The sequence below is a fragment of the Flavobacterium sp. SM2513 genome, assembly GCF_050908145.1.
Classification (GTDB): Bacteria; Bacteroidota; Bacteroidia; order Flavobacteriales; family Flavobacteriaceae; genus Flavobacterium.
On record NZ_CP194228.1, the window covers coordinates 1,900,424 to 1,926,454 of the forward strand.

Annotated in this window: 22 protein-coding genes; 11 read left to right on the forward strand and 11 right to left on the reverse strand. The window is 35.6% G+C overall.

The genetic code is table 11. The features are described 5' to 3' along the window. Positions 1-37: 37 nt before the first annotated feature. The 5 genes from ribH (at position 38) to ACQ5J2_RS07920 (ending at position 5,357) form a co-directional block, all read left to right on the forward strand. A complete protein-coding gene (gene ribH / locus ACQ5J2_RS07900) occupies positions 38-613 on the forward strand; it encodes a 6,7-dimethyl-8-ribityllumazine synthase (protein ID WP_432673189.1) in 576 nt (191 codons plus the stop codon). A 153-nt stretch (positions 614-766) separates the two neighbouring features. Further along, positions 767-2,626, forward strand: a complete 1,860-nt coding sequence (gene mutL / locus ACQ5J2_RS07905; RefSeq protein WP_432673190.1) for a DNA mismatch repair endonuclease MutL — start codon at positions 767-769, stop codon at positions 2,624-2,626. Then, positions 2,623-3,381, forward strand: coding sequence for a rhomboid family intramembrane serine protease (locus ACQ5J2_RS07910; RefSeq protein WP_432673191.1), 759 nt, complete (start codon positions 2,623-2,625; stop codon positions 3,379-3,381). Before mutL ends, ACQ5J2_RS07910 begins: the two co-directional genes overlap by 4 nt. Before the next feature lie 14 nt (positions 3,382-3,395). Next, positions 3,396-4,283, forward strand: coding sequence for a rhomboid family intramembrane serine protease (locus tag ACQ5J2_RS07915; protein ID WP_432673192.1), 888 nt, complete (start codon positions 3,396-3,398; stop codon positions 4,281-4,283). Positions 4,284-4,301: 18 nt separating this feature from the next. Next, positions 4,302-5,357: an endonuclease/exonuclease/phosphatase family protein gene (locus ACQ5J2_RS07920; RefSeq protein WP_432673193.1), complete on the forward strand. Its 1,056-nt coding sequence runs from the start codon at positions 4,302-4,304 to the stop codon at positions 5,355-5,357. On the opposite strand, the gene ACQ5J2_RS07925 is transcribed toward ACQ5J2_RS07920, so the two are convergent. From ACQ5J2_RS07925 to ACQ5J2_RS07950, 6 genes are all read right to left on the reverse strand, one after another. After that, positions 5,358-5,966 carry a WbqC family protein gene (locus ACQ5J2_RS07925; RefSeq protein ID WP_432673194.1) on the reverse strand — a complete coding sequence of 203 codons (609 nt, stop codon included), beginning with the start codon at positions 5,964-5,966 and terminating at the stop codon, positions 5,358-5,360. A gap of 70 nt (positions 5,967-6,036) precedes the next feature. After that, on the reverse strand, positions 6,037-7,737 hold the full coding sequence (lepB, locus tag ACQ5J2_RS07930; protein ID WP_432673195.1) for a signal peptidase I: 1,701 nt from the start codon (positions 7,735-7,737) through the stop codon (positions 6,037-6,039). Positions 7,738-7,818: 81 nt separating this feature from the next. Next, positions 7,819-8,523: a 4-hydroxy-tetrahydrodipicolinate reductase gene (gene dapB, locus ACQ5J2_RS07935; RefSeq protein WP_432673196.1), complete on the reverse strand. Its 705-nt coding sequence runs from the start codon at positions 8,521-8,523 to the stop codon at positions 7,819-7,821. A 9-nt stretch (positions 8,524-8,532) separates the two neighbouring features. After that, positions 8,533-9,093, reverse strand: a complete 561-nt coding sequence (locus tag ACQ5J2_RS07940; RefSeq protein WP_432673198.1) for a DUF5683 domain-containing protein — start codon at positions 9,091-9,093, stop codon at positions 8,533-8,535. After that, positions 9,093-9,992: a ParB/RepB/Spo0J family partition protein gene (locus ACQ5J2_RS07945; RefSeq protein ID WP_432673199.1), complete on the reverse strand. Its 900-nt coding sequence runs from the start codon at positions 9,990-9,992 to the stop codon at positions 9,093-9,095. The genes ACQ5J2_RS07940 and ACQ5J2_RS07945 overlap by 1 nt, the downstream gene beginning before the upstream one ends. An 8-nt stretch (positions 9,993-10,000) precedes the next feature. Beyond that, positions 10,001-10,765 (reverse strand): ParA family protein, encoded by a 765-nt coding sequence (locus ACQ5J2_RS07950; RefSeq protein ID WP_432673200.1) that lies wholly within the window; start codon positions 10,763-10,765, stop codon positions 10,001-10,003. Positions 10,766-11,173: 408 nt separating this feature from the next. On the opposite strand from ACQ5J2_RS07950, the gene ACQ5J2_RS07955 reads away from it, so the two are divergent. From ACQ5J2_RS07955 to ACQ5J2_RS07970, 4 genes are all read left to right on the forward strand, one after another. Continuing rightward, positions 11,174-13,270 carry a tetratricopeptide repeat-containing sensor histidine kinase gene (locus ACQ5J2_RS07955; RefSeq protein ID WP_432673201.1) on the forward strand — a complete coding sequence of 699 codons (2,097 nt, stop codon included), beginning with the start codon at positions 11,174-11,176 and terminating at the stop codon, positions 13,268-13,270. Between the two features lie 115 nt (positions 13,271-13,385). Next, on the forward strand, positions 13,386-13,883 hold the full coding sequence (locus ACQ5J2_RS07960) for a DUF6646 family protein (protein WP_432673202.1): 498 nt from the start codon (positions 13,386-13,388) through the stop codon (positions 13,881-13,883). Positions 13,884-14,361: 478 nt separating this feature from the next. Next, complete coding sequence (locus ACQ5J2_RS07965; RefSeq protein ID WP_432673203.1) at positions 14,362-15,096, forward strand: DUF6261 family protein; 735 nt, start codon at positions 14,362-14,364, stop codon at positions 15,094-15,096. Positions 15,097-15,293: 197 nt separating this feature from the next. Beyond that, complete coding sequence (locus ACQ5J2_RS07970) at positions 15,294-15,752, forward strand: hypothetical protein (RefSeq protein WP_432673204.1); 459 nt, start codon at positions 15,294-15,296, stop codon at positions 15,750-15,752. Positions 15,753-16,121: 369 nt separating this feature from the next. On the opposite strand, the gene scpA is transcribed toward ACQ5J2_RS07970, so the two are convergent. The 5 genes from scpA to udk form a co-directional block, all read right to left on the reverse strand. Beyond that, on the reverse strand, positions 16,122-18,299 hold the full coding sequence (gene scpA, locus ACQ5J2_RS07975; protein ID WP_432673205.1) for a methylmalonyl-CoA mutase: 2,178 nt from the start codon (positions 18,297-18,299) through the stop codon (positions 16,122-16,124). Further along, entirely contained in the window at positions 18,296-19,360 is a 1,065-nt protein-coding gene (locus ACQ5J2_RS07980; RefSeq protein ID WP_432673207.1) for a PDDEXK nuclease domain-containing protein, read from the reverse strand. Before ACQ5J2_RS07980 ends, scpA begins: the two co-directional genes overlap by 4 nt. Then, the gene (locus ACQ5J2_RS07985; RefSeq protein WP_432673208.1) at positions 19,361-20,722 is read right to left on the reverse strand and encodes a methylmalonyl-CoA mutase subunit beta; all 1,362 of its coding nucleotides are present in this window, start codon (positions 20,720-20,722) and stop codon (positions 19,361-19,363) included. A gap of 108 nt (positions 20,723-20,830) precedes the next feature. Then, positions 20,831-21,163: an FtsB family cell division protein gene (locus tag ACQ5J2_RS07990; RefSeq protein WP_432673209.1), complete on the reverse strand. Its 333-nt coding sequence runs from the start codon at positions 21,161-21,163 to the stop codon at positions 20,831-20,833. 127 nt (positions 21,164-21,290) lie between these two features. Beyond that, positions 21,291-21,899, reverse strand: coding sequence for a uridine kinase (udk, locus tag ACQ5J2_RS07995; RefSeq protein WP_432673210.1), 609 nt, complete (start codon positions 21,897-21,899; stop codon positions 21,291-21,293). Between the two features lie 215 nt (positions 21,900-22,114). On the opposite strand from udk, the gene ACQ5J2_RS08000 reads away from it, so the two are divergent. After that, positions 22,115-24,091 carry an endonuclease gene (locus ACQ5J2_RS08000; protein ID WP_432673211.1) on the forward strand — a complete coding sequence of 659 codons (1,977 nt, stop codon included), beginning with the start codon at positions 22,115-22,117 and terminating at the stop codon, positions 24,089-24,091. Positions 24,092-24,320: 229 nt separating this feature from the next. Then, on the forward strand, positions 24,321-26,030 hold the full coding sequence (locus ACQ5J2_RS08005; RefSeq protein WP_432673212.1) for a 7TM diverse intracellular signaling domain-containing protein: 1,710 nt from the start codon (positions 24,321-24,323) through the stop codon (positions 26,028-26,030). Position 26,031: the final 1 nt, after the last annotated feature.

Here is a 26,031-nt window from a genome sequence, read left to right on the forward strand (position 1 = left end):
CTAAGTACTTTTAGGCTGAAATTAAAACCTAAAAAAAATGGCTACAGCTAATAAAGATTTATCCAATTACGATAAAAACAAAATCCCAAGCGCGAAAGATTTTCGGTTTGGGATTCTTGTTTCAGAATGGAACCATCACATCACAGAAGGACTTTTCTCTGGTGCTATTACGGCACTTTTAGATTGTGGTGCTTTGCAAGAAAAAATTATTCGTTGGAATGTTCCCGGTAGTTTTGAACTTGTTTATGGTGCAAAAAAAATGATTGAAACACAAAAACCTGATGTGGTAATTGTGATAGGAAGCGTTATTAAAGGTGAAACCCAACATTTTGATTTTGTATGTGAAGGAGTGACACAAGGAATTAAAGATTTAAATGTCTTGTCTGACGTTCCCGTTATCTTTTGTGTATTGACTGATAATAACGAACAACAATCGATTGATAGAAGTGGAGGAATTCACGGAAATAAAGGAACAGAAGCGGCAATTGCAGCAATTAAAATGGCTTTTTTAAGGCATCAATCAAGTTTTAGTTATCAGTTTCACAACAGCAAAATGGTTGAGGAACACCAATTTTTACTTGAAGAAAGTATAAAGGCAATTGATAAATTGTAATTTTTCATTTTATCGAATATAGGCTGAACCTGTAACTTGATTGTTGCAGGTTTTTTAATTTATTTATGATTTCATAAGGCAGACAAACCGAGATAAAATCGTTAAATTTGTAGCGATTTGTTAAAAAAATATCAACTTAAAGAGACCCCATTAATGTCGAGTGTTATTCAATTACTTCCTGATCATGTTGCTAACCAGATTGCCGCTGGAGAAGTGGTTCAAAGGCCGGCTTCCGTGGTGAAAGAATTGTTGGAAAATGCCGTAGACGCGAAAGCAACCGACATCAAATTGATTATCAAAGACGCCGGAAAATCCTTGGTTCAAGTGATTGATAACGGTGTGGGAATGAGTGTGACTGATGCACGACTTTGTTTTGAACGTCATGCAACTTCCAAAATTCGTCATGCAGAAGATTTATTTTCACTTCATACGAAAGGTTTTCGAGGCGAAGCTTTGGCTTCAATTGCTGCAATCGCTCATGTTGAGATGAAAACAAAGCAGGGTCAAGAAGAAGTAGGACATCACATTATTATCGAAGGTAGTAAATTGGTTTCGCAAGAGTTATCTGTTTTGCCGAAAGGTACTTCATTCGCTATTAAAAACTTGTTTTTTAATATTCCTGCTCGACGAAATTTCTTGAAATCCGATATTGTGGAGCACCGTCATATTGTAGATGAATTTCAACGCGTGGCATTGGCTCATCCAAATATATATTTTACGTTTTACCACAACGGAAGTGAATTGTTTAATTTACCACCTAGTAATAGTCGGCAACGAATTGTAAATATTTTTTCTGGTAAAACCAATGAAAAACTAGTTCCTGTTCAAGAAACCACCGAAATTGTTACCATTCAAGGATTTGTTAGCAAACCAGAATTTGCTAAGAAAAGTCGAGGTGAACAGTTTTTCTTTGTAAACAACCGCTACATAAAAAGTGGTTATTTGCACCATGCAGTTACTGCCGCTTATGATGGATTGTTGAAAGACGGATGCCAACCAAGTTATTTTTTATACTTAGAAGTACCGCCACATTCGATTGATATTAATATTCATCCTACGAAAACTGAGATTAAATTTGATGACGAACATGCTTTGTATGCCATTTTACGTTCGTCAATCAAGCACAGTTTAGGACAATTTAATGTAGCACCCGTATTAGATTTTGACCGTGACGCAAGTTTAGATACACCCTACGAATATAAAAATAAAGACAGTGCTTTTCCTACCATTCAAGTAGACGGGAATTACAATCCGTTTGCAAGTGAAAAAAAGGAATTTGCGACATCAAATAATAATTTCAGAACTCCAGCTCGAAATACAGCAAGTTGGGAAAGTTTATATGTAGGTTTGAATACGGCCGTTGATGATTTTTCTGAAAATGCAGAAATGCACATGGAAACTGAAACGGTAACTTCTTCACTCTTTGATGATGAAGATATTCAAAAAGTCGTTAATAAAACCTATCAAATTCATAAGAAATACATTGTCAATCCTATAAAATCAGGAATGGTAATTGTGGATCAGCAACGAGCCCATCAACGGGTTTTGTATGAACAATTTCTTTCTAATATGACTATTCATCAGGCTTCAAGTCAACAATTGTTATTTCCGCTGCAATTGTTTTTTTCGTCAAATGAAATGCAATTGATAAATGATTTGAAAGAAGCTTTAGTCAATACAGGATTTGTTTTTGAAGAAACCAATGAAGAGTTTGTACAAATAACCGGTATTCCTGTAAATGTAACTGAAAGTGAAGTTTCCATTCTTTTAGAACAATTAGTAAGCGATTTACAAGACGGAATTCCCGAAAACAGTTTTAGTCAGAATGATAGTATTGCCAAATCAATGGCAAAAAGTTTAGCCGTGAAAACCGGAAGTTATTTAACCGAAAAGGAACAAGAGAACTTGGTCAATGGGCTTTTTGCTTGTAAGGATCCAAATGTTTCTCCGTTTCAAAAACCAACTTTTATTACATTACGTGTAGAAGATTTAGATAAAAAATTCGCGATATGATGAACATCACACCTATGGTCAAGCAATTATTAATCATTAATATTATTTTTTACATTGGGTCTCAGATTTTAGGAAGTACCGCTTACGACCTTTTTTCATTGTACTTTTTCGAAAATGACAAATTTCAAATTTGGCAACCTTTGACGCACATGTTTATGCATGCTCAAATGCCGAATATCATGCATATTTTATTCAATATGTTTGCCTTGTATTCTTTTGGAAGTGCATTAGAAACCTTTTGGGGAGGAAAAAAATTCTTGTTTTTCTATATTTCTTGTGGCTTAGGAGCTGCTTTGTTGCATTTGGGTGTGAATTATTATGAATTTCATTCGGGTCTGGATGTTTTAGTAGATGCAGGTTTCTCGAAGACGGATATATTTAGTTTGTTAAATGAAAGACAAATTGACACGCGATGGGCTGAAGTTATTGGTAGTTCTGGAGTAGATAAATTCGCAAGCTCTTTTGTAGTTCCCGCTGTTGGTGCATCTGGAGCGGTTTACGGATTATTAGTAGCTTTTGCCTATATGTTTCCAAATGCACAGTTGGGATTGATGTTTATTCCTATTCCAATTAAAGCAAAATATTTCGTACCTGTAATTTTATTAATAGATTTGGTACTAGGATTTAAAGGCGATGCGATATTTAGTGGCGGTTCAGGAATTGCCCATTTTGCCCATTTAGGTGGTGCATTGACGGGATTTTTGATGATGTATTATTGGAAGAAAACGCAATTTAACAACAACCGTTGGAATTAAAATAGAACATAAGAATGAACATCATTGACGATTTAAAATTACAATACCGAACGGGAGGAATTGCCCAAAAACTCATTTATTGGAATGTGGGGTTGTTTGTAATACCTGCAATTTTATTTGGAATTTTGAGCTTGTTTGGAGTCAATATTGATTATTTATACTATGTAAGTTTAGATTCCTTGCCTTCGTCATTAGCGTGGAAGCCTTGGTCTATTGTTATTTACGCTGTTTTTCATTCTGGAATTTGGCATTTACTTTTTAATATGCTTGTTTTACACTTTTCAACACGGTTGTTTACGACGTATTTCAATCAAAAGCAATTGTTGGGACTGTATGTTTTAGGAGGTATTTTTGCAGGACTGGTTTATATTTTAAGTTATTTAGTTTTACCCGTTTTTGAAAACACAAGTTCCACTTTAGTTGGAGCATCGGGTTCAATTATGGCTATTTTATTTGCTGTGGTAACGTACAATCCTTACATGGAAATGAGGTTGATGTTTATTGGAAGAGTGAAGTTATGGCACATTGCTGTTTTTGTAATTGCTATGGATTTAATTCAATTACCGATGTCAAACACAGGCGGACATTTAGCACATTTAGGTGGTGCATTATTTGGATATATTTTCATGAATTTATTGAAAAAAGGAACCGACTTGACAGATGGAATCACGAAAATTATTGATTTTTTTGTTAATAAAACAGTTACAAAAAAGTCAAAAACGCCGTTTAAGAAAGTACATAAGAATTATAATCCTTCCGCTTCAGTTGTAAACGAAAGTAGAATTGTTAAGAAAGATAAAACGCAACAGCAAATTGATGAGATATTAGATAAAATTAGTGCCTCCGGTTACGACAGTTTGAGCAGAGAAGAGAAAGACTTTTTATTTCGAGCCGGAAAATAAAATTGAAAAAGTAAAATTATGCGAAACCTTTCGTGGTTTAATAAGATGATGTTTTTTCTCAATATAGTACTAACTGTATTGACAATTGTCGGCTACGCCTTGCCTTTTTTAGCACCTAAAACTTTTCCGCTGCTATCGGTTTTGACTCTTTTTTTACCAATGATGCTTATCGTTAATTTGTTGTATTTTGTGTATTGGGGAATTCAATTTAAACGTCAAATTTTGCTTTCCGGAGTCGTTCTTTTATTGGGAATAACGTTTATAAATAAATTTTACAAATTTTCTAGTCCTGAGTTTGTTTCAGAATCAACGGATCTTACTGTCATGAGTTATAATGTCCGTTTGTTTAACAAGTTTGAATGGTCGGATAAGAGAACCGTACCAGTAGAGATTTCTGATTTTGTAAAATTAAAAAAACCTGATGTGCTTTGCATTCAAGAATTTTCAAATGCGGCCGACTTTGATTATGCTTATTTTCGGTACAAATATATTTTATCTAAAGGAAATAAAATCAAGTCTGGTCAAGCAATTTTCTCAAAATATAAAATTATAAATTCAGGTGAAATTATTTTTCCAATATCCAATAACAACGTCATTTTTGCTGATTTAAAGCGTGAAAAAGACACCATTCGCGTGTACAACATGCATTTGCAATCGATCAATATTACTCCTGATGTAAACGAAATTAACGATGACATTCAAGGAATTAATCAAACTAAATCGGAACGAATGTTTAAAAGATTAAGTACGGCTTTCAAGGTGCAGCAGCAACAAGCCGAAATTTTGATGGAGCATACAAGTAAATGTAATTATCCTATTATCATTTGTGGCGACATGAATAACAGTGCGTTTTCTTACGTGTATCGTGTGATTCGTGGCGACTTGCAAGATAGCTTTGAAGAGGCGGGAAGTGGCTTTGGTAAAAGTTATGATTTCAAATATTATCCTGCTCGAATTGATTATATTTTTGCAGATAAAAAATTCAAAGTAAAACACTTCAATAATTTTCCTGAAGTAGTAGATTCGGATCACTTTCCAGTCATATCGATCCTAAGTGATTTGAAAACCGAATAATTACAGCTTTTGATTTTTTAAATAAGTCAGTGCATGACGTCCTTCGTTAAAAAGCAAATCCAAAATACTTAAGTTGTTTAAATAGCCAAATTTCTCTTCAAATACTTGAGAATAGGGCTCAAATTCGCAAGTGTCTTTTTTTCCATTTACTAATGAACGAAAATCAGTTTGTGATGGATTCTGGAAATATTCTGTTGTTTTTGCTAGTTCGAATTTTATACCTAAACATTTTGAAATAATCTCTATTGTTTGAAAATTTAAGTCGGTCAAAAAGGTATGTTTCTTTTCGAAAATAGGCATCAGGTCGGCTTCAAAGTATTCAAAAAAAGGCGAATTCCTATAAGCAGCCTCTAAAGACTTAAAGTGTTGTTTTTGCCAATTAAAAGTTGTTTCAAGTTGGATGTCTTTTGTGTTTTGAAAATCAGCTTTTGAATGTTTTACAGGAATATTCAGCAATTGCAATCCATTTGGACTATAAATATACATCCTATTTCGATTGGTCTGTTTCTGGAAATTATCTTCCACTTCAAACACAATTTTATCCGATTGGGCCATAACTGCAAAATGACTAATCGAAGGAAAATAAGTGGGATATAGTAAAGATTCCATAGTTTTAATATAAAAGAAAACACAAAGCAAATGTACACCTGCTTTGTGTTTTTTTATTTTCAATAAATGTTTATTTTGCTTTTTGTGCTTTCTTTTTCAAGAAAAATGTAATTCCAAAGTAAGCTGCTAATGCGATTAGGAAAAATTTAAAATACGAATAAGGTTGTCCGTCGCCACTAACTGTTGTAAACATACGTTCCCAACGAATTTTGTCAATTGCTTTACTCCAAGGAATGTTTTGGTCTAAACTCAACCATATAAACACTGGTTTTCCTACAATATGGTCTGCTGGAACAAAACCCCAGTATCGTGAATCTTCAGAACGATGGCGGTTGTCTCCCATCATCCAATAGTAGTTTTGTTTGAATGTATAAGTAGTTGCTACCTCGTCATTAATCAAAATTTGATTTCCATTTACTTTCAAATCATTACCTTCGTATTCCTCAATTATGCGTTTGTACATAGACAAATTGGAGGCATTAATAGCAACTTGTTTCCCCACTTCAGGAATAGTTATTGGACCAAAGTTATCAATAGACCATTGTCCGGTTTGTGGAAAGACGCTTGCATCTTTATCGTGTATTACTTTAGTGATTGATACGATTCGTGCGTCTTTTTCAAATTTACTTTTGAGTTCCTCAGTCATGTTAATTTCACCTGCTAATTGTGAATAATTCATTCCCAATTTGGTTAAATCTTCACTAGTAGCGGTTCCATGTACCACAACATTGGTACTATCACGAGTTACTTCGGCTAAATGCGTCGTGTTTTGTCCATTAGTCAAATAAGCTTTTACTTCTGGTTTATCCCAAATTGTTTTTGAAATCGAGTAGTAAGGCATGTATTCATTGAGCTTGTTTTCTTCTAAGAAAGCACCGTATATCGGCTCTTTGAAAATCACAACATAATGGTATTGTGTTTTTGCACGTTCTGGTAAAACCAACTGCTTGTCGTTGATAAAGACAAATCCATCTTTAATAGATAAGTTATCACCAGGAACTCCCACACAACGCTTCACATAATTGGACCTTTTGTCGAGCGGCTTATCTACTCCTAAACGTCCTGAACGGTCAAAAAATTGGTAAACGGTATCGACAGGCCAATTGAATACTACGATATCATTTCGCTCAATATTCTGAAATCCTGGAAGTCTAAAATAGGGTAGTTGTGGCCATTTTGTATATGATTTTACATTTAAAAGTGGCAATGTATCGTGTACCATTGGAGCGGCAACCGTAGTTATTGGTGTTCGAGCACCGTAGTGGAATTTACTAACAAAAAGGAAATCACCTACCAATAAGGATTTTTCTAAAGAAGATGTAGGAATCGTAAAAGGTTGCATGACGTACGTATGAACAACCGTAGCCACTACAATTGCAAACAGCAACGAACTTACCGTATCTCCAGCTTGTGAAGTAGAATGCAAACTTCTATTTGGAATATAAGTTACATCTTGTGTGTAATTGATATAGAAGATATAAAAACCTAAGGTAGCTAAAACTAAAACAGTGTCAAGCGTGGTGTTTTTTCCAAAACTTCGTATTGTTTCAACCCAAACGACGGGAATCATAATTAAATTGACAACGGGAACAAAAAGTAAAATAGTCCACCAAGTGGGTCTGTTGATGATTTTCATTAAAACAATTGCATTGTATATCGGAACTGCAGCTTCCCATGGCTTTCGTCCTGCTTTTTGATAGAGTTTCCATGTAGCTAAAAAGTGTACAACTTGTACCGCTAAAAAGAAGATAAACCATTGAAGTATTGTCATAATATTTTTATTTATTATATTTTCTATTGGTAAAGAAAATATATTTATTGTTACAAAGCGAACTGTTAATTGGTTGCCAAATTATTTTAAACTCAAAACGTCTTTCATGCTGTAAACGCCCTTTTTTCCAAAAATCCATTCAGCAGCGACTACAGCTCCTAAAGCAAACCCTTCTCGATTATGAGCTTCGTGTTTGATTTCAATGGTGTCTACCGCAGATTCATAGGTGACTGTATGCGTTCCTGGAACTTTTGGGATTCGTTCTGCTTTAATAAGCAATTCATCGGCACTTTTAGCTTCGTTCAAAGCCCAACTCGAATAATCGGAGTGATTGATGATGCTTTCTGCTAAAGTAATTGCGGTACCACTTGGTGCATCCAACTTTTGTATGTGATGAATTTCTTCAATTGAAGTCGAATATTGGGTAAACTGCGACATGATTTTGGCTAAGTACGTATTTAACTCAAAAAAAATATTCACTCCCAAACTGAAGTTAGAAGCGTAAATAAATGCACCTTGTTTTTCGTCACAAAGCTGCGCCATTTTTGGATAATGTTCTAACCATCCTGTTGTACCACAAATAACTGGAATTCCGTTTTCAAAACAAGTAGAAATATTATCTATCGCAGCATTTGGTATACTGAAATCAATGGCGACATCTGCATTTTGCAAACCATCAAAAGTGGCGTTTCGAGATTTTTTTAATACAATTTCGTGACCGCGTTCTAAAGCAATCCGTTCGATTATCTGTCCCATCTTGCCGTAGCCTAAAAGTGCTATTCTCATAGTAAAGTATTAAAAACGATAGGTCATTGTCAAACCTACATTTTGCTGTTGATTGATATCGGTAGGATATACCTCTGGTCGAAAAGACAGGTCATCGCTAACATTAAATTGCTTTAAGTGTGCATCAACATTGGCATCAACGATATTCAAGACGTATAAACCAATTGTAATAACTAAAGATAAATCACGGTTTCGCTGAAATCCTTTTTGAGCATTTATAAGTGTCGCATCAGAATATTGGCCTTTAAATTCGTCGTCCAATCCTTTCAGTCGTTGTTTGTAAGCCTGCCGATAGCGGTGGTATTCGTCGTTATTTGTTGAATAAAAATACACTCCCGCACCAACCGCACCTAAAACAATAGGGACTTTCCAATATTTTTTATTATAAACTTGCCCTAATCCTGGAACAATGGCTGAATAAAAAGCCGCTCTTGCAGGAGCCAATGGGTTAATAGGTTTTTGGATAATTGTATCGGCTACAATCTGTAATTCATCCGTTTTTGTTTGCGAATAAACAGCAGAAAGCCCTAAACTAAAAGTAAAAAACAATATGAAAGTAAGCGACTTCACTAATTTTGAATTAATTTGAGTATACGCTTAAAGTCCTCTTCGGAGTGAAATGGAATCGTAATTTTTCCTTTTCCGTTTCCAGCTACTTTTACATCGACTTTAGTGCCAAAATAATTGGTGATTGCTTTTTTCTCTGTTTCTTCCACTTCAAAACTAGCCGTTTTTGCTTTTGAAGCCGGTTTAGGTTTTAAACTTTCTTGGTGGTTTTTCACCAAGGCTTCTGTTTCCCGAACTGATAAATTATCGCTAAGAATTTTTTGGTAAATATCCGTTTGAACATCTAAATCTTCAATGCTGATGATGGCACGACCGTGACCCATCGAAATGAAACCATCGCGAATTCCCGTTTGGATAATCGGATCTAGTTTTAATAATCTAAGGTAATTTGTGATTGTAGATCGTTTTTTCCCAACACGGTCACTCATTTGTTCTTGTGTCAGTTGAATTTCATCAATCAATCTTTGATAGGAAAGTGCAATTTCAATCGGGTCTAAATCATGACGCTGGATGTTTTCCACCAAAGCCATGATTAAAGATTCGTTGTCGTTTGCAATTCTTATGTACGCTGGAATTACGTTTAGACCTGCAAGTTTAGAAGCTCTTAAACGTCGTTCTCCTGATATCAACTGGAATTTATTAAACTCCATTTTTCGAACAGTAATCGGTTGAATAACGCCAAGTTCTTTAATGGAAGTTGCTAATTCCTTTAACGATTCCTCGTTAAAATTACTTCGCGGCTGAAACGGATTGATTTCAATAGCATCAAGTTCAAGCTCAATGATATTTCCCACCACTTTATCCGCATTTTTATCCTCAACTGATTTTATATCGTTTTCAGGATCTTTTAATAAGGCAGATAATCCTCTTCCTAATGCTTGTTTTTTTATTGCTTTTGTCATAAAATGAACTAAGAATTTTTCTTGATAATTTCGTGAGCTAAACTCAAATAATTGGCCGCTCCTTTACTTGTTGCGTCAAAATTAATGATGCTTTCGCCAAAACTTGGTGCTTCACTCAACTTCACATTTCGCTGAATTATGGTGTCAAACACCATATCGTTGAAGTGTTTTTGTACTTCTTCAACCACTTGGTTTGAAAGTCGCAAACGCGAATCAAACATGGTTAATAGTAAGCCTTCAATGTCTAAATCAGGGTTGTGGATGCGTTGTACACTTTTAATCGTATTCAATAATTTTCCTAAACCTTCAAGAGCGAAATATTCACATTGAATAGGAATAACAACAGAATCAGCGGCTGTCAAAGCATTCAAAGTTAATAATCCCAAGGATGGAGCACAGTCAATAATGATGTAATCGTATAAATCTTTAATGGGTGCCAATGCTTCTTTCAACATATACTCCCTATTTTCTTTGTCTACCAATTCGATTTCGATGGCAACAAGGTCAATATGGGCTGGAATAATATCTACATTTGGAGCCGAACATTTGATAATCGCATCTTGCGGTGGATGACTGTGTTCGATGATTTGATACGTTCCAATTTCAATGGTTTCAATATCGATACCCAAGCCTGAACTTGCATTCGCTTGTGGATCCGCATCAATCAGTAACACCTTTTTCTCTAAAACACCCAAAGACGCTGCTAAATTGACTGATGTTGTTGTTTTTCCAACACCGCCTTTTTGATTGGCAATCGCTATTATTTTACCCATTTACTCTATTGAATTTTGAAGCGTAAAAATACAATTATTTATGGGTTTAGAAAATCTATTTATCAACAAAAAAAGAGAATGAATTAGCAGGTTCATAATAACGTGGTTGGAGGTTTCTATAATTTTTTCACATCTAAATCTAAATTATTTGTTACTTTAGGGAAGGGCCAAGGCTTCCCGTGGTGAAAGATTCCATTAAGGCATTAATTTGTAATACTTAAACGGATATATTTTTTTAGATGTACTTTGTTTTAGCTATTTTGAATTCACCTTAGGATAGCTACTGGAAAAAAGCATTTTTATTTTTAACTTATAAAAAATAAAACAATAATTTTGGTATCTTTAAACAAAAGTCTAGCTTCGCTATAAATGACTTGTTGATATAAAATAACTCCTACTTTAATTTATATGCAGATCCAATCCTCAGTTTTAAAATATTTCCTTCTATTTCTTATCCTGTATTTGGGAGGAAACGAAACTTTGAATGCTCAAAATAAAACTATTGACAGTTTACTTTTGGCATTGAGCAAAGAGAAATCGGAAGTAAATAAGATACCTACATTGCGTCTTCTTTCAAACGCGTACACGGCGGTTGATTTGGATAAAAAATATACCTATGCCAAAAAGTTGCGGGATATTGCAGAGAAGTTTCAAATTGATTCGATTATACCCTTGGCTTATTGTGATATGGGGATGAAGTTTGCCATAAAAACAGAGTACGACAGTGCTATGTATTACTTTAATAAGTCACTTACTATTGCCTTAAATAAAAAGATATTTAAAGCACAAGGACGGGCTTATGTAAGTATTGGGTATACTTACGACCGACTTGACGACCCTAAAAAGGCAATTGAAAATTACAAACTCGCACTTAACGTCTGGAAAAAAATTGATAATAAAAACGGTCTCAATCAAACCTATATTAATTTGGGTTCGCTGTATTATGATTTAAAGGAGTATCGAGTTGCCGACCAATATTTTAGTCAAGTACTCAAAAGTTATGAAGAAATGGGTGACGAGGCTGGTATTGCCTACGGAAATTTCATCTTAGGAAATTCAAGCAGGAAGTTAGACAAAGATGATAAAGCCCGAGAGTACTATAATAAGAGTCTCGCCCTTCGAGAAAAGTTGGGCGATATTAACGGAATTGGCTTGGCAAACTTAGGACTTGGCGAATTGTATTTGAAACAAGAAAAGTATGAAATGGCAGAGAAAGCCTTGCAAATTGCTTTAGAAAAAAATCAAATAACTAAAAACAAGTACCAAGAAACGGTCGTGTTAGGTACTTTGGCAAGTAGTTATTTGGGTCTAAAAAGGTATAACCAAGCCCGAAAAGCAGCTCAAGAATCGTATGATAATGCCGTTGCTATGAAATCGAAAGGCTTAGCTACAATTGCACTTCAAATTTTAATTGAAATAGAACAAAAAGCCGGTAATTACAGGAAAGCGTTTGAATTCCAATCCCGTTATATTGATGCTAAAGACAGTTTGAATATTCAGAAACTGAAAAATGAGGTGATTTTATCCGACTTTCAACGGGTGAGAACCGACAATACGACCTTAGAAAAACACAACGAAGTAATTTCAACAAAAAATTTAACCTATAAAAAAGCGATTTACATCATCACCTCTTTGTTGGGTCTTGTCTTAGTCTTGCTCGTTTTATACCTGAGAAAAATAAAGCAGAGGAGTAAAATCAACAAAGTTTTGACCAAACAAACGTTTGAAATGATTGAAATGAACCAGACTTTAGAAAGTGTGAATGAAGAATTACGCGTTCAAAACGATGTGACCACAAACCAAAATGCAGAATTAGAACGCATAAATGCCGTCAAAAACAAGTTCTTCTCCATTGTTTCCCACGATTTACGAAGCCCGATTGCTACTTTGAAAATGTTGTTCAACTCCTACACAAGCGGACACTTAACTCGTGAAGAAATGGACATGCTTTTGGGCAAATTGGAAGAAAACATTTTTACAACCGCCGACTTTCTCGACAATTTACTTGAATGGTCAAAAAGCCAACTGGAAGGCATGGTCGTAAATCCCGAGTCGTTTCCAATTCTGAATTTAATTGAACGCAACTTAGCCATACTTACCCCGCAAACTATCGAAAAACAGTTGACTGTTGAGAATACTATCACAAACGACGTCAGCGTTCTCGCCGATAAAAACATGATCAATGTCGTGTTCCGCAACATTTTATCTAACAGTATTAAGTTTTGTAGGGAAGGAGACTCTATAACTGTGAGCTGTATTGTTAATGACAATAGTGTATTAATAGTCATTAAAGACACAGGAATTGGAATTCATCCAGACGAGCAAAAGAAAATTTTTCAACTCGAACATACCATCAGTCAAGGAACTTCGGGCGAGAAAGGCCACCATATCGGCTTGGTTTTATGCAAAGATATGATTGAACAAAACAACGGAAGCATTTGGTTTGAAAGTGTTTTGGGTGAAGGAACTACCTTTTATATCGAAATCCCTTTAGCGGTATCTTAGCTCCTAAAATCTAAACCCCAACCCGCCATTTATGCAGTCCTTATAATTAACACGAAAATAAACCCATTACAATTCACAATGCACTTATATTTGCATCAAAAAGACTAAAAATACTATGAAAAAGATACTACTTTCCCTTGCCCTCGTTGCAAGCGTTGCCTTTGCAAATGCCCAAGCTTTTGAAGGAAAAGGCGACACTAAATTCCAAGTGGGAATGAACGTGCAAAACGGCGGTACGGGAATTACATCCACCCTCGATTTTGGCTTGGGCCAAAACATGTCCTTCGGTTTCGTAGCCACTTACCTTTTAGATGCAGAAGGAGTGAACGGCTTCGACGCTCGTTTTCAAGACCGAATGGATGCCAAAGTCCGTTTTAATGCTAATATTGGCGATGTAATTGGGCTTTCGCCAAAACTAGATGTCTATCCAGGACTGCACATTGGCTCCCGAAATTTTGGAGGACACTTGGGTCTTCGCTATTTCTTCACCGATGGATTTGGCGTTTATACCGAAGCATCCGCCCCAATTGCAAAGTACGACACCAATGCATCAGGTCGCGACCGCTACAACAACCAGTTTATGCTGCACTTTGGAGCTACTTTCAACCTGTAAACAGCTACTTTTAGTTTGAACTATAAAATAGTGTACGAAAGTGCGCTATTTTTTTTTGTAAAAAATAGTAACAGGGTAAACGCTCTTGATGCTTTCTCATGCAAATTTTCGCAAAAAAAGCGAGCAAATTACGTGTGAAAGTCCCACCGCCAGCCGATAAGCTTGTCGCATGTTAGGTAATGACACGCTCGGCTGCCGATAAGCCTTTCACCTATTATGTTACAATCCACTCGGCTGCCGATGGGCTCGTCACATAAATATTATTTATTAATTGGTAAAAAGTCATAGTTTTTATTGATTTAAAACAAACGCAGTCGGATTTTATTTTAATTTAAAAATGCCAGAAACCCTGTAAAAACTACAGTGTAAGTAGTTTGCGAATTTTTATTTTGGTTAAAATGATTTTCGTATCTCATAATTAATTACATTTATAACACTGAAAAAATAGTTTAATTATTCACTTACTAATTATCTTGTTATGTTTAATTCTATCAACCTTCGCCAGCTTCGCAATGCGGCTTATTTGCAATTCATGGGACTTCTTATCCAACTTATTTCAGATAACGACCCCGTAAAACTCAAAATTGAAGCAAAACTAGCCCAACTTCAAGCACAATACGATGCCTTTTCTGCGTTGTACCTTTTGCCGCGAGGCAATAAAATTTCGAAAGAAATAGTGGCATTAGACCTTCGTCGAGATAATGCACTCGTGGGTTTTCTAGCAATAGTAAACGGTAATACCCGCTCCTTTATTCCCAAAAACAAAGCGGCTGCACTGCTGCTTGATGAAAATTTAAGAAAGTACGGCACCGAAATTGCCGACCTTAATTACCAAGAACAATCGACCGTTATTACTAACCTCGTAGACGATTGGGAAACCGAAACGGAACTCAAGGATGCGCTTACATTACTTGATTTAGATGTATGGAAAGACGAGCTCGACCAAAGTAACAAAGCATTCATCAGTGCTTATATTGCCCGAACAAAAGAACTTGCCGAGGGTAGCGATGAGAATCTACGAATGATTCGCGTTGATTTTAACCAAACCTATTATACCCTCCTAAAATGGATAGAATCCTATGCTACCGTGGATGAAACCAAAACATACGACACGGTAGTACGCCAAATTAATATGTTAATTGAGCAATATAACACGCTTTTAAATCGTGGTGGAGGCGGTGATGATGAGGAGGAAGAAGACCCAATTGTTTAAAAGTATTTTTTTATGATGAAAACCACAACAGATTATTATTGTGGTTTTTTTGATGGTGGCGCGTTTGTTGTCTTTTTTTATTACATTTGAAAAACAACAATGTGAAACAAGACCATCGCTTTACCGACCAAATAAGGTTGTAATGGCGAAGGTTTGTTTCGTACATATACAAGTTATGTGACATTTCAGAAAACCACATGAAAAACCTATTAAAAATAGTCTTCTTAGCATTAATTACATCAAATTGCTGTCAAGCTCAATTTGGTGAAGATTCTGAGAAAAAAACAAAACAGCAAACGTTCAAGATTGCGGTTCTTAAGACAAATACTTATCGAGGATTTGAAAGTTTTAAGCCAGCGAAATTAAGCACTGGTGAATTGGACCTTCTAGAATATTTTTTACTGGAACGTATTGAATATTACAATAAATACAAAGCTTATCAAAAAATCAGTTTAAAAAATTACAATAGACAATATGCTGCTGCAATAAATCCGAAAGGAGAAAAAGTGGTTTTCATAAATTGCTTTTGTGAACATAGAGCAACAAATTGGAAAAAAGTACTTAACGAAGTAGATGACGGAGGAAATTGTTTCTTTACTTTAAATGTTAATCTAACGCTTCGAACCGCTGAAGAATTGGATGTAAATGGAATATAGAATCGTCACATAACAGCTAGGGATTCGTTGCTCTTGAAACGCCAACAATGAAGCCCGTGTTGAACGGAACCGATTACATGGCGTCAACACTTATAGAGTTATCGTTACAAACATCTCCCCACTTCTTTGTCATTCCGCAGGAATCTATTATTTCGAGAGCAACATAATCATAGACTCTTCCAGAGTGACAAACTTGTACGCAGGTTTTTAAGACTTATTTATAGTTTAAATTGACACTATTATTTAAAAAGATTTTCCCACTAATTTGTCATTCCGTAGGAATCTATTATTTCCAAAACAAACCACAAAAAAAAGAAGTTTAGTTCCATACGGTTTACTAAACTTCTTTTTTATGAATAACTAGTGTGTTCAATTATCGCTTCCAAGCTCCCTCTCCTTTGGAGAGGGCTGGGGTGAGGAAAACCCATCAATCAAAACATCCAATATCTTAATCGCTGCTTCACTAATTTTAGTACCAGGACCAAAGACAGCAACCGCACCGGCATCAAATAAATACTGGTAATCTTGAGCAGGAATCACACCACCTACGATAACCATAATATCTTCGCGACCGTACTTCTTCAATTCTTCAATCACTTGCGGTACTAATGTCTTATGTCCAGCCGCTAAAGAAGAAACGCCTAAAATATGCACGTCATTCTCCACGGCTTGTTTAGCCGCTTCGGCAGGCGTTTGAAAAAGTGGACCTATATCTACGTCAAAACCTACATCGGCATAACCTGTGGCAACTACTTTTGCACCACGGTCGTGGCCGTCTTGCCCCATTTTGGCAATCATAATTCGAGGTCTTCGGCCTTCTAGTTCAGCAAAAGCATCTGCTTTTTGCTTGGCCAATTCAAAACTTTCGTTGTTCTTAATTTCTTTACTATACACGCCACTAAAGGATTTAATTTGTGCTTTATACCTTCCGAAAACTACTTCTAATGCATCACAGATTTCGCCAAGAGTCGCTCTGTTTCGTGCTGCAATTACGGCCAATTCTAATAAATTTCCTTCACCAGTTTTAGCACATGCAGTAAGGGCTTCTAGGTTTTGTTTCACTGCGTCATTATCGCGAGAAACTTTAATCGAAGCCAAACTTTCCAATTGCTGTTTCCGCACCATCTGATTGTCGACATCCAAGATATGCAACGGGTCTTCTTTTGCCAAACGGTATTGGTTGATTCCTACAATAATATCTTGATTGCTGTCAATTCGGGCTTGCTTTCTAGCAGCCGCTTCTTCAATTCTTAACTTCGGAATCCCGGACTCGATGGCCTTGGTCATTCCGCCTAATTCTTCTACTTCTTCGATGAGTTTCCACGCACTTTGCGCAATTTCGTGCGTCAATTGTTCTACATAATAACTACCTGCCCAAGGGTCAACGGTTTTGGTTATTTTGGTTTCTTCTTGTAAATAGATTTGGGTATTTCTGGCAATTCGGGCGGAGAAATCAGTGGGTAAAGCAATCGCTTCGTCCAAGGCATTGGTATGCAAGGATTGGGTTCCGCCAAAAGCTGCCGCAGCGGCTTCGATGGTCGTTCGCGCCACGTTATTAAAAGGGTCTTGTTCCGTTAGACTCCATCCGGAAGTCTGGCAATGGGTTCTTAAAGCCAGCGATTTTTCATCTTTCGGATTAAATTGCTTTACGATTTTTGCCCAAATCATTCGGGCGGCTCTCATCTTCGCAATTTCCATAAAATGGTTCATACCAATCGCCCAGAAAAAGGAAAGTCGGGGAGCGAACTCATCAATTTTCATTCCTGCGGCAAGCCCGGTTCTTATGTATTCTAAACCATCCGCTAAAGTGTAGGCCAATTCAATATCGGCTGTAGCACCCGCTTCTTGCATGTGGTAACCTGAGATGGATATGGAGTTGAATTTCGGCATGTTTTTACTCGTAAATTCAAAAATATCCGCAATGATTTTCATTGATGGAGCAGGCGGATAGATGTATGTATTCCGAACCATAAACTCCTTTAAGATATCATTTTGAATCGTCCCTGAAAGTAATTTATGGGCAACACCTTGTTCTTCGGCAGCCACGATATAGAACGCCATTATGGGCAAAACCGCACCATTCATCGTCATAGAAACCGACATTTCATCCAGCGGAATTTGGTCGAATAATACTTTCATATCTTCTACCGTATCGATGGCAACCCCTGCTTTTCCTACATCACCCACGACGCGTTCGTGGTCAGAATCATAGCCACGATGGGTTGGTAAATCAAACGCAATGGATAATCCTTTTTGCCCTGCGGCTAAATTTCGTCGGTAAAACGCATTGCTTTCTTGTGCAGTTGAAAAACCAGCGTATTGTCTAATCGTCCAAGGCCGCCGAACGTACATGGTGGAGTAGGGGCCTCGTAAATGGGGTGCGATTCCAGCAACAAATCCAATGTGTTCTAAGGGTTCACCCTCATTCTTTGCGTAACGTGAATGAAGGTCTATATTTTCGGCTGTTTCAAAAAAAGTCTTTTCGTCAGAAGGGATTTCTTTGGAAGACTGCTTTTTTAAGGTTATATGTTGTATGTTTTTTCTCATGTTTTTTGATTTAAAATTTGTTCAAATTCATCAACAGTTGGGATGCTTTTTTTAAATTTTTTGGGTAATATTTCCGTAAAAGTATATTCACTAACTCCGATAGGCTTATTTATATCCTTCAAAGCATATTCAACTTCAATACCTTCTTTTCCATTACAAAGAAGAATACCAATGGAAGGGTTATCTTCGTCTGTTTTTAGTAAATCATCTACAGCAGATAGATAAAAATTGAGTTTTCCTGCAAATTCAGGTTCAAACTCGACCGTTTTTAGTTCAATTACCACAAAACTCCGTAGTCTTATGTGGTAAAACAATAAATCTATTGAATAGGATTTATTACCAATTTTTAGCGGATACTGTCTTCCAATAAAAGCGAATCCTTTGCCTAATTCTAATAGAAATTTAGTAATGTTTTCAATGAGTTGTTTTTCAATTTCCAATTCATGCACTTTAGCTTCTAAAGTTAAAAAATCAAAATTGTAGGGGTCTTTTAAAATTTGATTTGCAAGTTCTGCATGACTTGTTTTTAAGGTTTTATCAAAATTGGTTATCGCTTTTCCTTGTCTTTCAAATAGATTTTGTTTTAATTGTAATAATAAAATTGATCTACTCCAGCTGTTGTTCCTTGTTTCGTGTAAATAAAACAAAGCTTCTTCTTTAGTCTTCGTTTTTTCTATAATTAAAACATGATGACTCCAAGGAATGTCGGTTAATAGATTTAGTCCAGCAGCGTGTGGGACTAAAGTATTATTTTCTAGTCCAACAGCTTGTTGGACTGAAAAATCAGCATAAAAATTATAAAATTTTCTGATATTGAATAAGTTAGTCCTGGAAAATCCGGAAGAAAACGGAAAATCAGACTTAATATCTTTGGCTAATTGATCAATAAAGTTATTTCGACCTTCTAGTAAAGATTGATTTTCAAATATCATTTTGCCAATTATCCAATACAATAAAATCAGTTCTTTATTGACCGATAAAGCTGCTTTTTGTTGAGAACTAGCGATTTGCTTTTTTATCTCAATTACAAAATCTTGATATTTTGAAAATTTTAAGTCCATTTACTCCGTTTCCAAACGTTCTTTCTCGATTTTTTCAGCCAAACGTTTTTCTATAATTGGCGTGATGAGCGTTTTCCTTGGCTTGCTTTTTACAAAAGGAAACAACTCCAAGTCGTGGCTCATTCGGTCGTCTTTGTTGGGGTATTTGTTGGTTCCTAATAAAACTTCTTTACCTGAATCAAATAGCTCCTGTTCTTTTGCTGCACTTTCTTGAATTTTCTTTTGAATGCTTCCTTCAATCAATTGGGTAATGAATCCTCCAGCACTTTCAATTTCTTTGAAAAGAACTAAGGCTTTCTCTGCCATTTGTTGCGTAATGTTTTCAATATAATAAGCACCATCCGCTGGGTTACTTACTTTATCAAAATAGCTTTCGTGTTTCAATACCAAGAGTTGGTTGCGTGAAATACGGTCGCCAAATTCATTTTCCTTATGGTATAAAACGTCGTAAGGCAAATTACTAATGGCATCACTTTCACCCAAAATCGCACTCATGCACTCTGTTGTAGTACGAAGCATGTTTACATTATAGTCATACAGCGTTTTATTACGTTTAGAAGGCGTGGTCAATATCAAGAATTTCAGATCTGGATTAAATTCCGAAGCAATAGAGTCGATGACCAATCGCAACGCACGAAGTTTGGCAATTTCAAAAAAGTAGTGGGAACCAACGGCAACTTCCAGCACAATTGTACCTGATAATTCAGGAATGCGGTTGAAATATTCCGTGGCATGCGAAGCGATGTAGGCAATTTGTTGCACCATCGTGGCTCCTGCATTTTGGTACAGCATTCCGTCGATAGACAAGAAATTGATGGATGTGCAAGTTGATTTTATTTTAGTCAATCTATCAAAATCCGTGTTTAGGTCTGTAAACCAGTTGCCGTCTTTTGCCAGTTGGTTGATTGGGTCAATTTGCACATAAAATGCCGCGCTTCTTTTCAATGCTATTTCGTTGATTTGTTGCACAAACGCTAAATCAAGAAATTGCAAATTAAAGTAAACAACGGTATCTTCTAAAGGTAAGGTTTCTAATAAGGCTGAAATGTCGATGTTTTTGTCTTCGATTGTAAAACGCAAACTTTCAGCACCTCGTTGCAAGGTTTCTAAACTGCGTCGTACTGATTTTTCTACGTCAAAGACGAATATGTTTTGACAAATTTGAAACGGCACATTCTTACTATTCGAATACAAACTTTCGGGTGTTTCATCGGCATGATAAAAAGGCTTTATCTTGATGCCTTCTGGGCTTTCCCAAACCAAAGTGTCGTTATAATCGGCACCTTTGAGGTCGTACTGAATTTGTTGTTTCCACTGTTTGGAGCTGACGTGTTCAAAGTCGGTAAAAAGTTTCTCGGCCATGTTGTTTTTATTTAGCAATTAGCCTTCAGCAATTAGCCTTTAGCTATTTTATATTCAGTTTAAATGGAAACCTACTCGTCCTAAAATTCTTAAATCTTTCAGTCTGTTTTATTTTTTCAAAGTATCCGTTTCATATTCGATGATGTATATTTCTTCATTGTCCTTTTTCATGTAATATTTTTCGCGGGCGTATTTTTCTATTTGATGCGGATTCTTTAGTGTTTTAATACTCTTTTTATCTTTGTCAATTTCGTTTTGGTAATATTCTTTGTTGGTTTCCAATTCGTCAATTTCTTGATTGAGAAGACGGTGGTAGAGGTAGGAATAATTATCTAAAAACAGCATCCATACGATGAAAAAAAGTAAAACCAGCACGTACTTGTTGCTCAAAAATTTGAGTACAGGATGTTTGTCAGTGAGTTTTTTAAGCGGATTTTTCATAGTGTACTGGGATTCCTAGCCCTGATAGCAACGGCATCCTTTTGTTCCGATTTTTAGCGGAAGAAAAGATAAAGTGGATTGCAGGAAATAGCTCCAAAAAATATTGAGTATAAAAATAGGGAATTTTTTATAGAATTCGTTGGTTTATTACCGCACGAACGACATCAATTGCTACCGTATTGTATTTGTCGTTGGGAATAATGATATCGGCAAAGGCTTTTGTAGGTTCGATGAACTGTTCGTGCATCGGTTTTAAGGTGTGTTGGTAGCGGTTTAAAACCTCTGCCATGTCGCGTCCTCGCTCAGCAATATCGCGCTTTAAGCGTCGGATTAATCGTTCGTCAGAATCAGCATGAACGTAAATTTTAATATCAAACATGTCTCTCAATTCAGGATTGGCAAGAATTAAAATACCTTCTACAATCATTACTTTTCGCGGATGGGTTATGATGGTGTCTTCCGTTCTGTTGTGGGTTACAAATGAATAGACGGGCTGGTTTATGGTGTTTCCCTCCTTTAATTCTGTAAGATCATTCCTTAATAATTCAAAATCAATGGCTCTAGGATGGTCGAAATTGATTAAAGCACGCTCATCAAAAGAGAGGTTATTGTTTTCTTTATAATACGAATCTTGTGAAATAATTCCTACTTCGGCTTGGGGAAGTTCGTTCATAATTTGTTGCACTACGGTTGTTTTTCCGCTACCTGTTCCTCCAGCAATTCCGATAATAAGCATATTGAGTTTGTTAAGTTTGACGTTGCAAAAATAGAAAATTTAAAGGGAGCATTATTTGTTTCTAATTAAAAGTTTTACACGAAATTTAGTTGATTAATTTTAAATCGTAATATGACCAAATTATATAAAGTTTCAGATTATTAAAAGGTTAGGAAAACTTATTTAACGTTTAGAAAGTAAATAAAAGTGTAAATTTGTAACAAAAATATATTACAATGATTAAAAAGTACCTTTTATTCTTTGGTTTCCTTTGCAGTTTTGCAAGTTATGGTCAAGTTGTCGTTATTAATGAAATCGACTCCGATACGCCTTCTATAGATACCAAAGAATTTGTAGAATTAAAAACGCAAACTCCTAATTTTTCGCTTGACGGCTACGTTTTAGTTTGTTTTAACGGGAATCCAAATTCGGGTTCCAATACCGCTTTGAAAAGTTATTACACGATGGGACTAGACGGATTAACAACTGATGCAAACGGATTGGTTTTAATTGGAGCTAATGATGTTTCGCCCTATCCAGCACGTACTTTTGGCGATAATTTATTGCAGAATGGAGCGGATGCCATCGCTGTTTACTTAGGAAGTTTTGCTGATTTTCCAGACGGAACTTTAGCAACTACGACTAATTTAATTCACGCTGTTGCTTATGATACTTCGGATGCTGATGCGGTAGAATTAATGGCGTTATTAGGATTGACGGAACAATATAATGAGGACGAAAACGGGAATAAAGACACCGAATCCGTTCAACGCAAGAACGACGGAACTTACGAAACCAAATTTCCAACTCCGGGAGCTCCAAACGACGGAAGTGGAATTATTTTCAATGGAGTTACAATTTCTACATCAGCCACTCAATATAATGAAGGTGATATTATTTCGATTACTTTTACTACCCAAACGGCTTCTGTAGCAGATTTGACTTTCACATTTACGTTAACTAGCGGCAGTTTTAATAGTAGTGATTTTACAGGAACAACTACTGTTTTGATTCCGCAAGGTCAAACTACTTTTACTACCTCAATTACCATTGTAGACGACACGGTTGATGAAGGCGATGAGGTTATGAAAATTAGATTTGGAACATTGCCACAAGGATATATTCGGTTAAATGATAATATAGCTATTGAAATTATCGATGATGATTATTTTGTAGCAGCTTGGGGAACGCCGCTAAATCCTACCTATGGAATTGTAACTTCTACAGCACCTGCAGGCTACTACAGTTCGCTTGAAGGAAAATCTGGTGCTGTTTTGAAACAAGCCATTCAAGATATTATTGCAAATCCTGCTGTAGTTCATGCTCATAATTATGGGGATGTTAATACAATTTTGCTAACATCCGATCAAAATCCGCTGAATAGCAATGAAGTTTGGTTGATGTATAAAGAAGTGCCGCGTTCAAAATTATTAATTCAAACTACCGGAAGCGGAACAGGAAAGTGGAATCGCGAACATATTTATCCACAATCACGCGGAGGATATAGTAATGGAACCGCTGACACACCAGACGGTATTAATATTTGGGAAGCCACAAGTGCCGATATGTTGATGCACGGTCATGCCGATGCACACCATATTAGAGCGGAAGATGGGCCAGAAAACAGTTCTAGAAATAATCGAGATTACGGTTTAGATGATTACAACGGATTTACTGGAAATGCAGGAAGTTGGAAAGGCGATGCAGCTCGAGGTGTTTTTTATATGTCAATTCGGTACAACGGTTTAAATGTCGTGAATGGAAATCCAGCTGACACAACTGTGGGGCAATTAGGAGATTTAGCTACTTTACTGACTTGGAATACACAAGATCCAGCAGATGATTTTGAAATGAATCGTAATAACTATATTTATACGTGGCAAGTCAACCGAAATCCGTTTATTGACTATCCTTTATTGGCGAATTATATTTGGGGAGCGAATGCAGGTCAAACTTGGTTTGCCAGTTTAGCAACTACAACAAGTACAGCTTTAAACGTGGTAGTTTATCCAAATCCAGCATCGAATTATTTTATCATTTCAGGAACTACTGAAAAGGGAACAGTAGAATTAATGAATGTTTCTGGACAAGTTATTTTGAGAAAAGAATTCAGTTCAAACCAACCAATAAATGTTGATGTTTCTACTGGAATTTATTTTGCAAAAATCAAAGTAGGTGAAAGACAAGAAGTGAAGAAATTGATAATAAAGTAAATGACAAATGTATTTAATTTACAATTTCATATAAAAATACATTCATAAAAGTAAAAAAAAATGATACATTGCCTTTAATTATTTATAAAAGGCGTAAATTGTTTATTAAAAATCACTTTTGATTTTAAGGATTAACTAAAGCGACAGTCGTGTTGCTTTTAGTTAATTTTTTTTGCAGTTATCGGTTTTTTGATGATTGAACTAAATTCTTTCCAACCAAACTTAATGAATGGTAAACCAACTGAGAAAAAACACACCTGAACCGCAATGGCGTTATTTGATTTCAATATTTAAATTTATTGTTTTTCTGACGGTAAGTTTTTCAAGTAATTTACTTTTAGCACAGAATAAAGACTCTATTCCTTTTCAAGAATTAGAGCATAAACGAATAGATTTTATTCCGTTTGTTGCAGTTTACGAAACAGTCGAAAATTATGATGTTTCAAAAGTGGATGTAGAAATTCGCTCAAAGCTATTATTTGTTCCACCTCAAAAAACTTCACAGGGATTTTCTCAAAATTACTATTGGTTGCATTTTGATATTGATTGGACCAAATACAGTAAATCCCTTATTTTAGAATTAGACAATCCACATATTGATAAGGTAGTTTTGTGGAAAAAAGTCAATAATACGTATATTAAAATAGGTTTTGGTGGGGACCGAGGAATTGTTTTTAAAGAACGTTCTTACCTCAATAGACGTTTTATCTTTCCTCTTGAAAACACCAACACCAACACTGAATATTTTTTACTGATTGATAAACGAAATTCGTCTGTTAGTTTTCCGCTTTGGTTATGGAACAAAAAACATTTTGAAGCAACTGAATTTCGAAATAATATATTTTACGGTATTTTCTTCGGAATCATTTTCTTTTTAGGAATAGTAGCTTTAATCACGGGTATTTTGGTGCGTAAAAAAGTATTTTTATACTATGCTGGTTATATCCTCTCGATGGGTATTTATCTATTTTCGGCTCTGGGTTTTTCATATCAGTTTTTGTATCCCAATGCAGAAATTTTCAATAATTATAGCCGTGTCGTTTTTAGCGTTATGAGTGCCTTATTTTTGACTTCATTTTTACGACGCTATTTGAAGATGGATAGAAATCATCAGAGTCTGTCTAAATGCTATAAGTGGATTAATGTAATTTTGATGGTATTGTTACTTTTTTGGATTTTATTGCCAAATTTGTACGCTATTTATGCAATCATTTTGCTAAGTGTTTCAAACGTTTTATTTGTTGCAATTATAGTTATAGCATTTTATGTTGCTTATAAAAGTTTAAAAACAAATAGATTCAATGCAGTCATTTTTTTTATTGCCTTTTCGGCGATTTTGATTGGTGTTGTTTTATTTTTATCTATTGAAAATGGATTTATTAATGAAAATATCTTTCCCCTAAATCCTATTTTGTTAGGTTCGGGATTAGAGGTTGCTGTTTTTTCAATTGCCATGCTTTTTCAATTGACAAAAGTGATTCATTCCAAAGATTCTTTAGAGTTGCAAAATAATAAATTGAAGATTACACAGAAAATTTTAGAACAGCATAACTTCCAACTCGAAAGCGAAGCGAATGAATTTAAAAGTCAAATAGCAGATTCAGAGGAAAACTCAATTATCGAAACAATTACAATTGTACTAAAAAGCAAAGCCGTTTTGCAAGTAGACGACATCACTCATATCTCATCAGATAGTCATTATTTAGAATTCTATCTTTCCTCACAAGATTATCCCGAGATAGATCGCAACAGTATAAAATTAATTCTTGAGCAACTACCCAAAAGATGTTTTGTTCAAGTTCACCGAAGCCACATTGTAAATATCAATTATGTCAAATTGATTAAAGCTTCCGAAATCGTGCTTAAAAACGAAATTTCAATACCCATTTCTCGAAGTTTTAAAACGCAAGTAAAAGATTTTCTTACAAATTTAAACTAAG

Coding starts and splice junctions, on each gene's coding strand:
- ACQ5J2_RS08000 (WP_432673211.1), top strand. CDS start 22,115: ATGATTAAAAAGTACCTTTTATTCTTTGGTTTCCTTTGCAGTTTTGCA.
- ACQ5J2_RS07945 (WP_432673199.1), bottom strand. CDS start 9,992: ATGACAAAAGCAATAAAAAAACAAGCATTAGGAAGAGGATTATCTGCC.
- ACQ5J2_RS07980 (WP_432673207.1), bottom strand. CDS start 19,360: ATGGACTTAAAATTTTCAAAATATCAAGATTTTGTAATTGAGATAAAA.
- ACQ5J2_RS07955 (WP_432673201.1), top strand. CDS start 11,174: ATGCAGATCCAATCCTCAGTTTTAAAATATTTCCTTCTATTTCTTATC.
- ACQ5J2_RS07965 (WP_432673203.1), top strand. CDS start 14,362: ATGTTTAATTCTATCAACCTTCGCCAGCTTCGCAATGCGGCTTATTTG.
- ACQ5J2_RS07915 (WP_432673192.1), top strand. CDS start 3,396: ATGAACATCATTGACGATTTAAAATTACAATACCGAACGGGAGGAATT.
- ACQ5J2_RS07920 (WP_432673193.1), top strand. CDS start 4,302: ATGCGAAACCTTTCGTGGTTTAATAAGATGATGTTTTTTCTCAATATA.
- ACQ5J2_RS07990 (WP_432673209.1), bottom strand. CDS start 21,163: ATGAAAAATCCGCTTAAAAAACTCACTGACAAACATCCTGTACTCAAA.
- mutL (WP_432673190.1), top strand. CDS start 767: ATGTCGAGTGTTATTCAATTACTTCCTGATCATGTTGCTAACCAGATT.
- lepB (WP_432673195.1), bottom strand. CDS start 7,737: ATGACAATACTTCAATGGTTTATCTTCTTTTTAGCGGTACAAGTTGTA.
- ACQ5J2_RS07910 (WP_432673191.1), top strand. CDS start 2,623: ATGATGAACATCACACCTATGGTCAAGCAATTATTAATCATTAATATT.
- ACQ5J2_RS07950 (WP_432673200.1), bottom strand. CDS start 10,765: ATGGGTAAAATAATAGCGATTGCCAATCAAAAAGGCGGTGTTGGAAAA.
- ACQ5J2_RS07960 (WP_432673202.1), top strand. CDS start 13,386: ATGAAAAAGATACTACTTTCCCTTGCCCTCGTTGCAAGCGTTGCCTTT.
- scpA (WP_432673205.1), bottom strand. CDS start 18,299: ATGAGAAAAAACATACAACATATAACCTTAAAAAAGCAGTCTTCCAAA.
- ACQ5J2_RS07970 (WP_432673204.1), top strand. CDS start 15,294: ATGAAAAACCTATTAAAAATAGTCTTCTTAGCATTAATTACATCAAAT.
- udk (WP_432673210.1), bottom strand. CDS start 21,899: ATGCTTATTATCGGAATTGCTGGAGGAACAGGTAGCGGAAAAACAACC.
- ACQ5J2_RS07925 (WP_432673194.1), bottom strand. CDS start 5,966: ATGGAATCTTTACTATATCCCACTTATTTTCCTTCGATTAGTCATTTT.
- dapB (WP_432673196.1), bottom strand. CDS start 8,523: ATGAGAATAGCACTTTTAGGCTACGGCAAGATGGGACAGATAATCGAA.
- ACQ5J2_RS07985 (WP_432673208.1), bottom strand. CDS start 20,722: ATGGCCGAGAAACTTTTTACCGACTTTGAACACGTCAGCTCCAAACAG.
- ACQ5J2_RS08005 (WP_432673212.1), top strand. CDS start 24,321: ATGGTAAACCAACTGAGAAAAAACACACCTGAACCGCAATGGCGTTAT.
- ribH (WP_432673189.1), top strand. CDS start 38: ATGGCTACAGCTAATAAAGATTTATCCAATTACGATAAAAACAAAATC.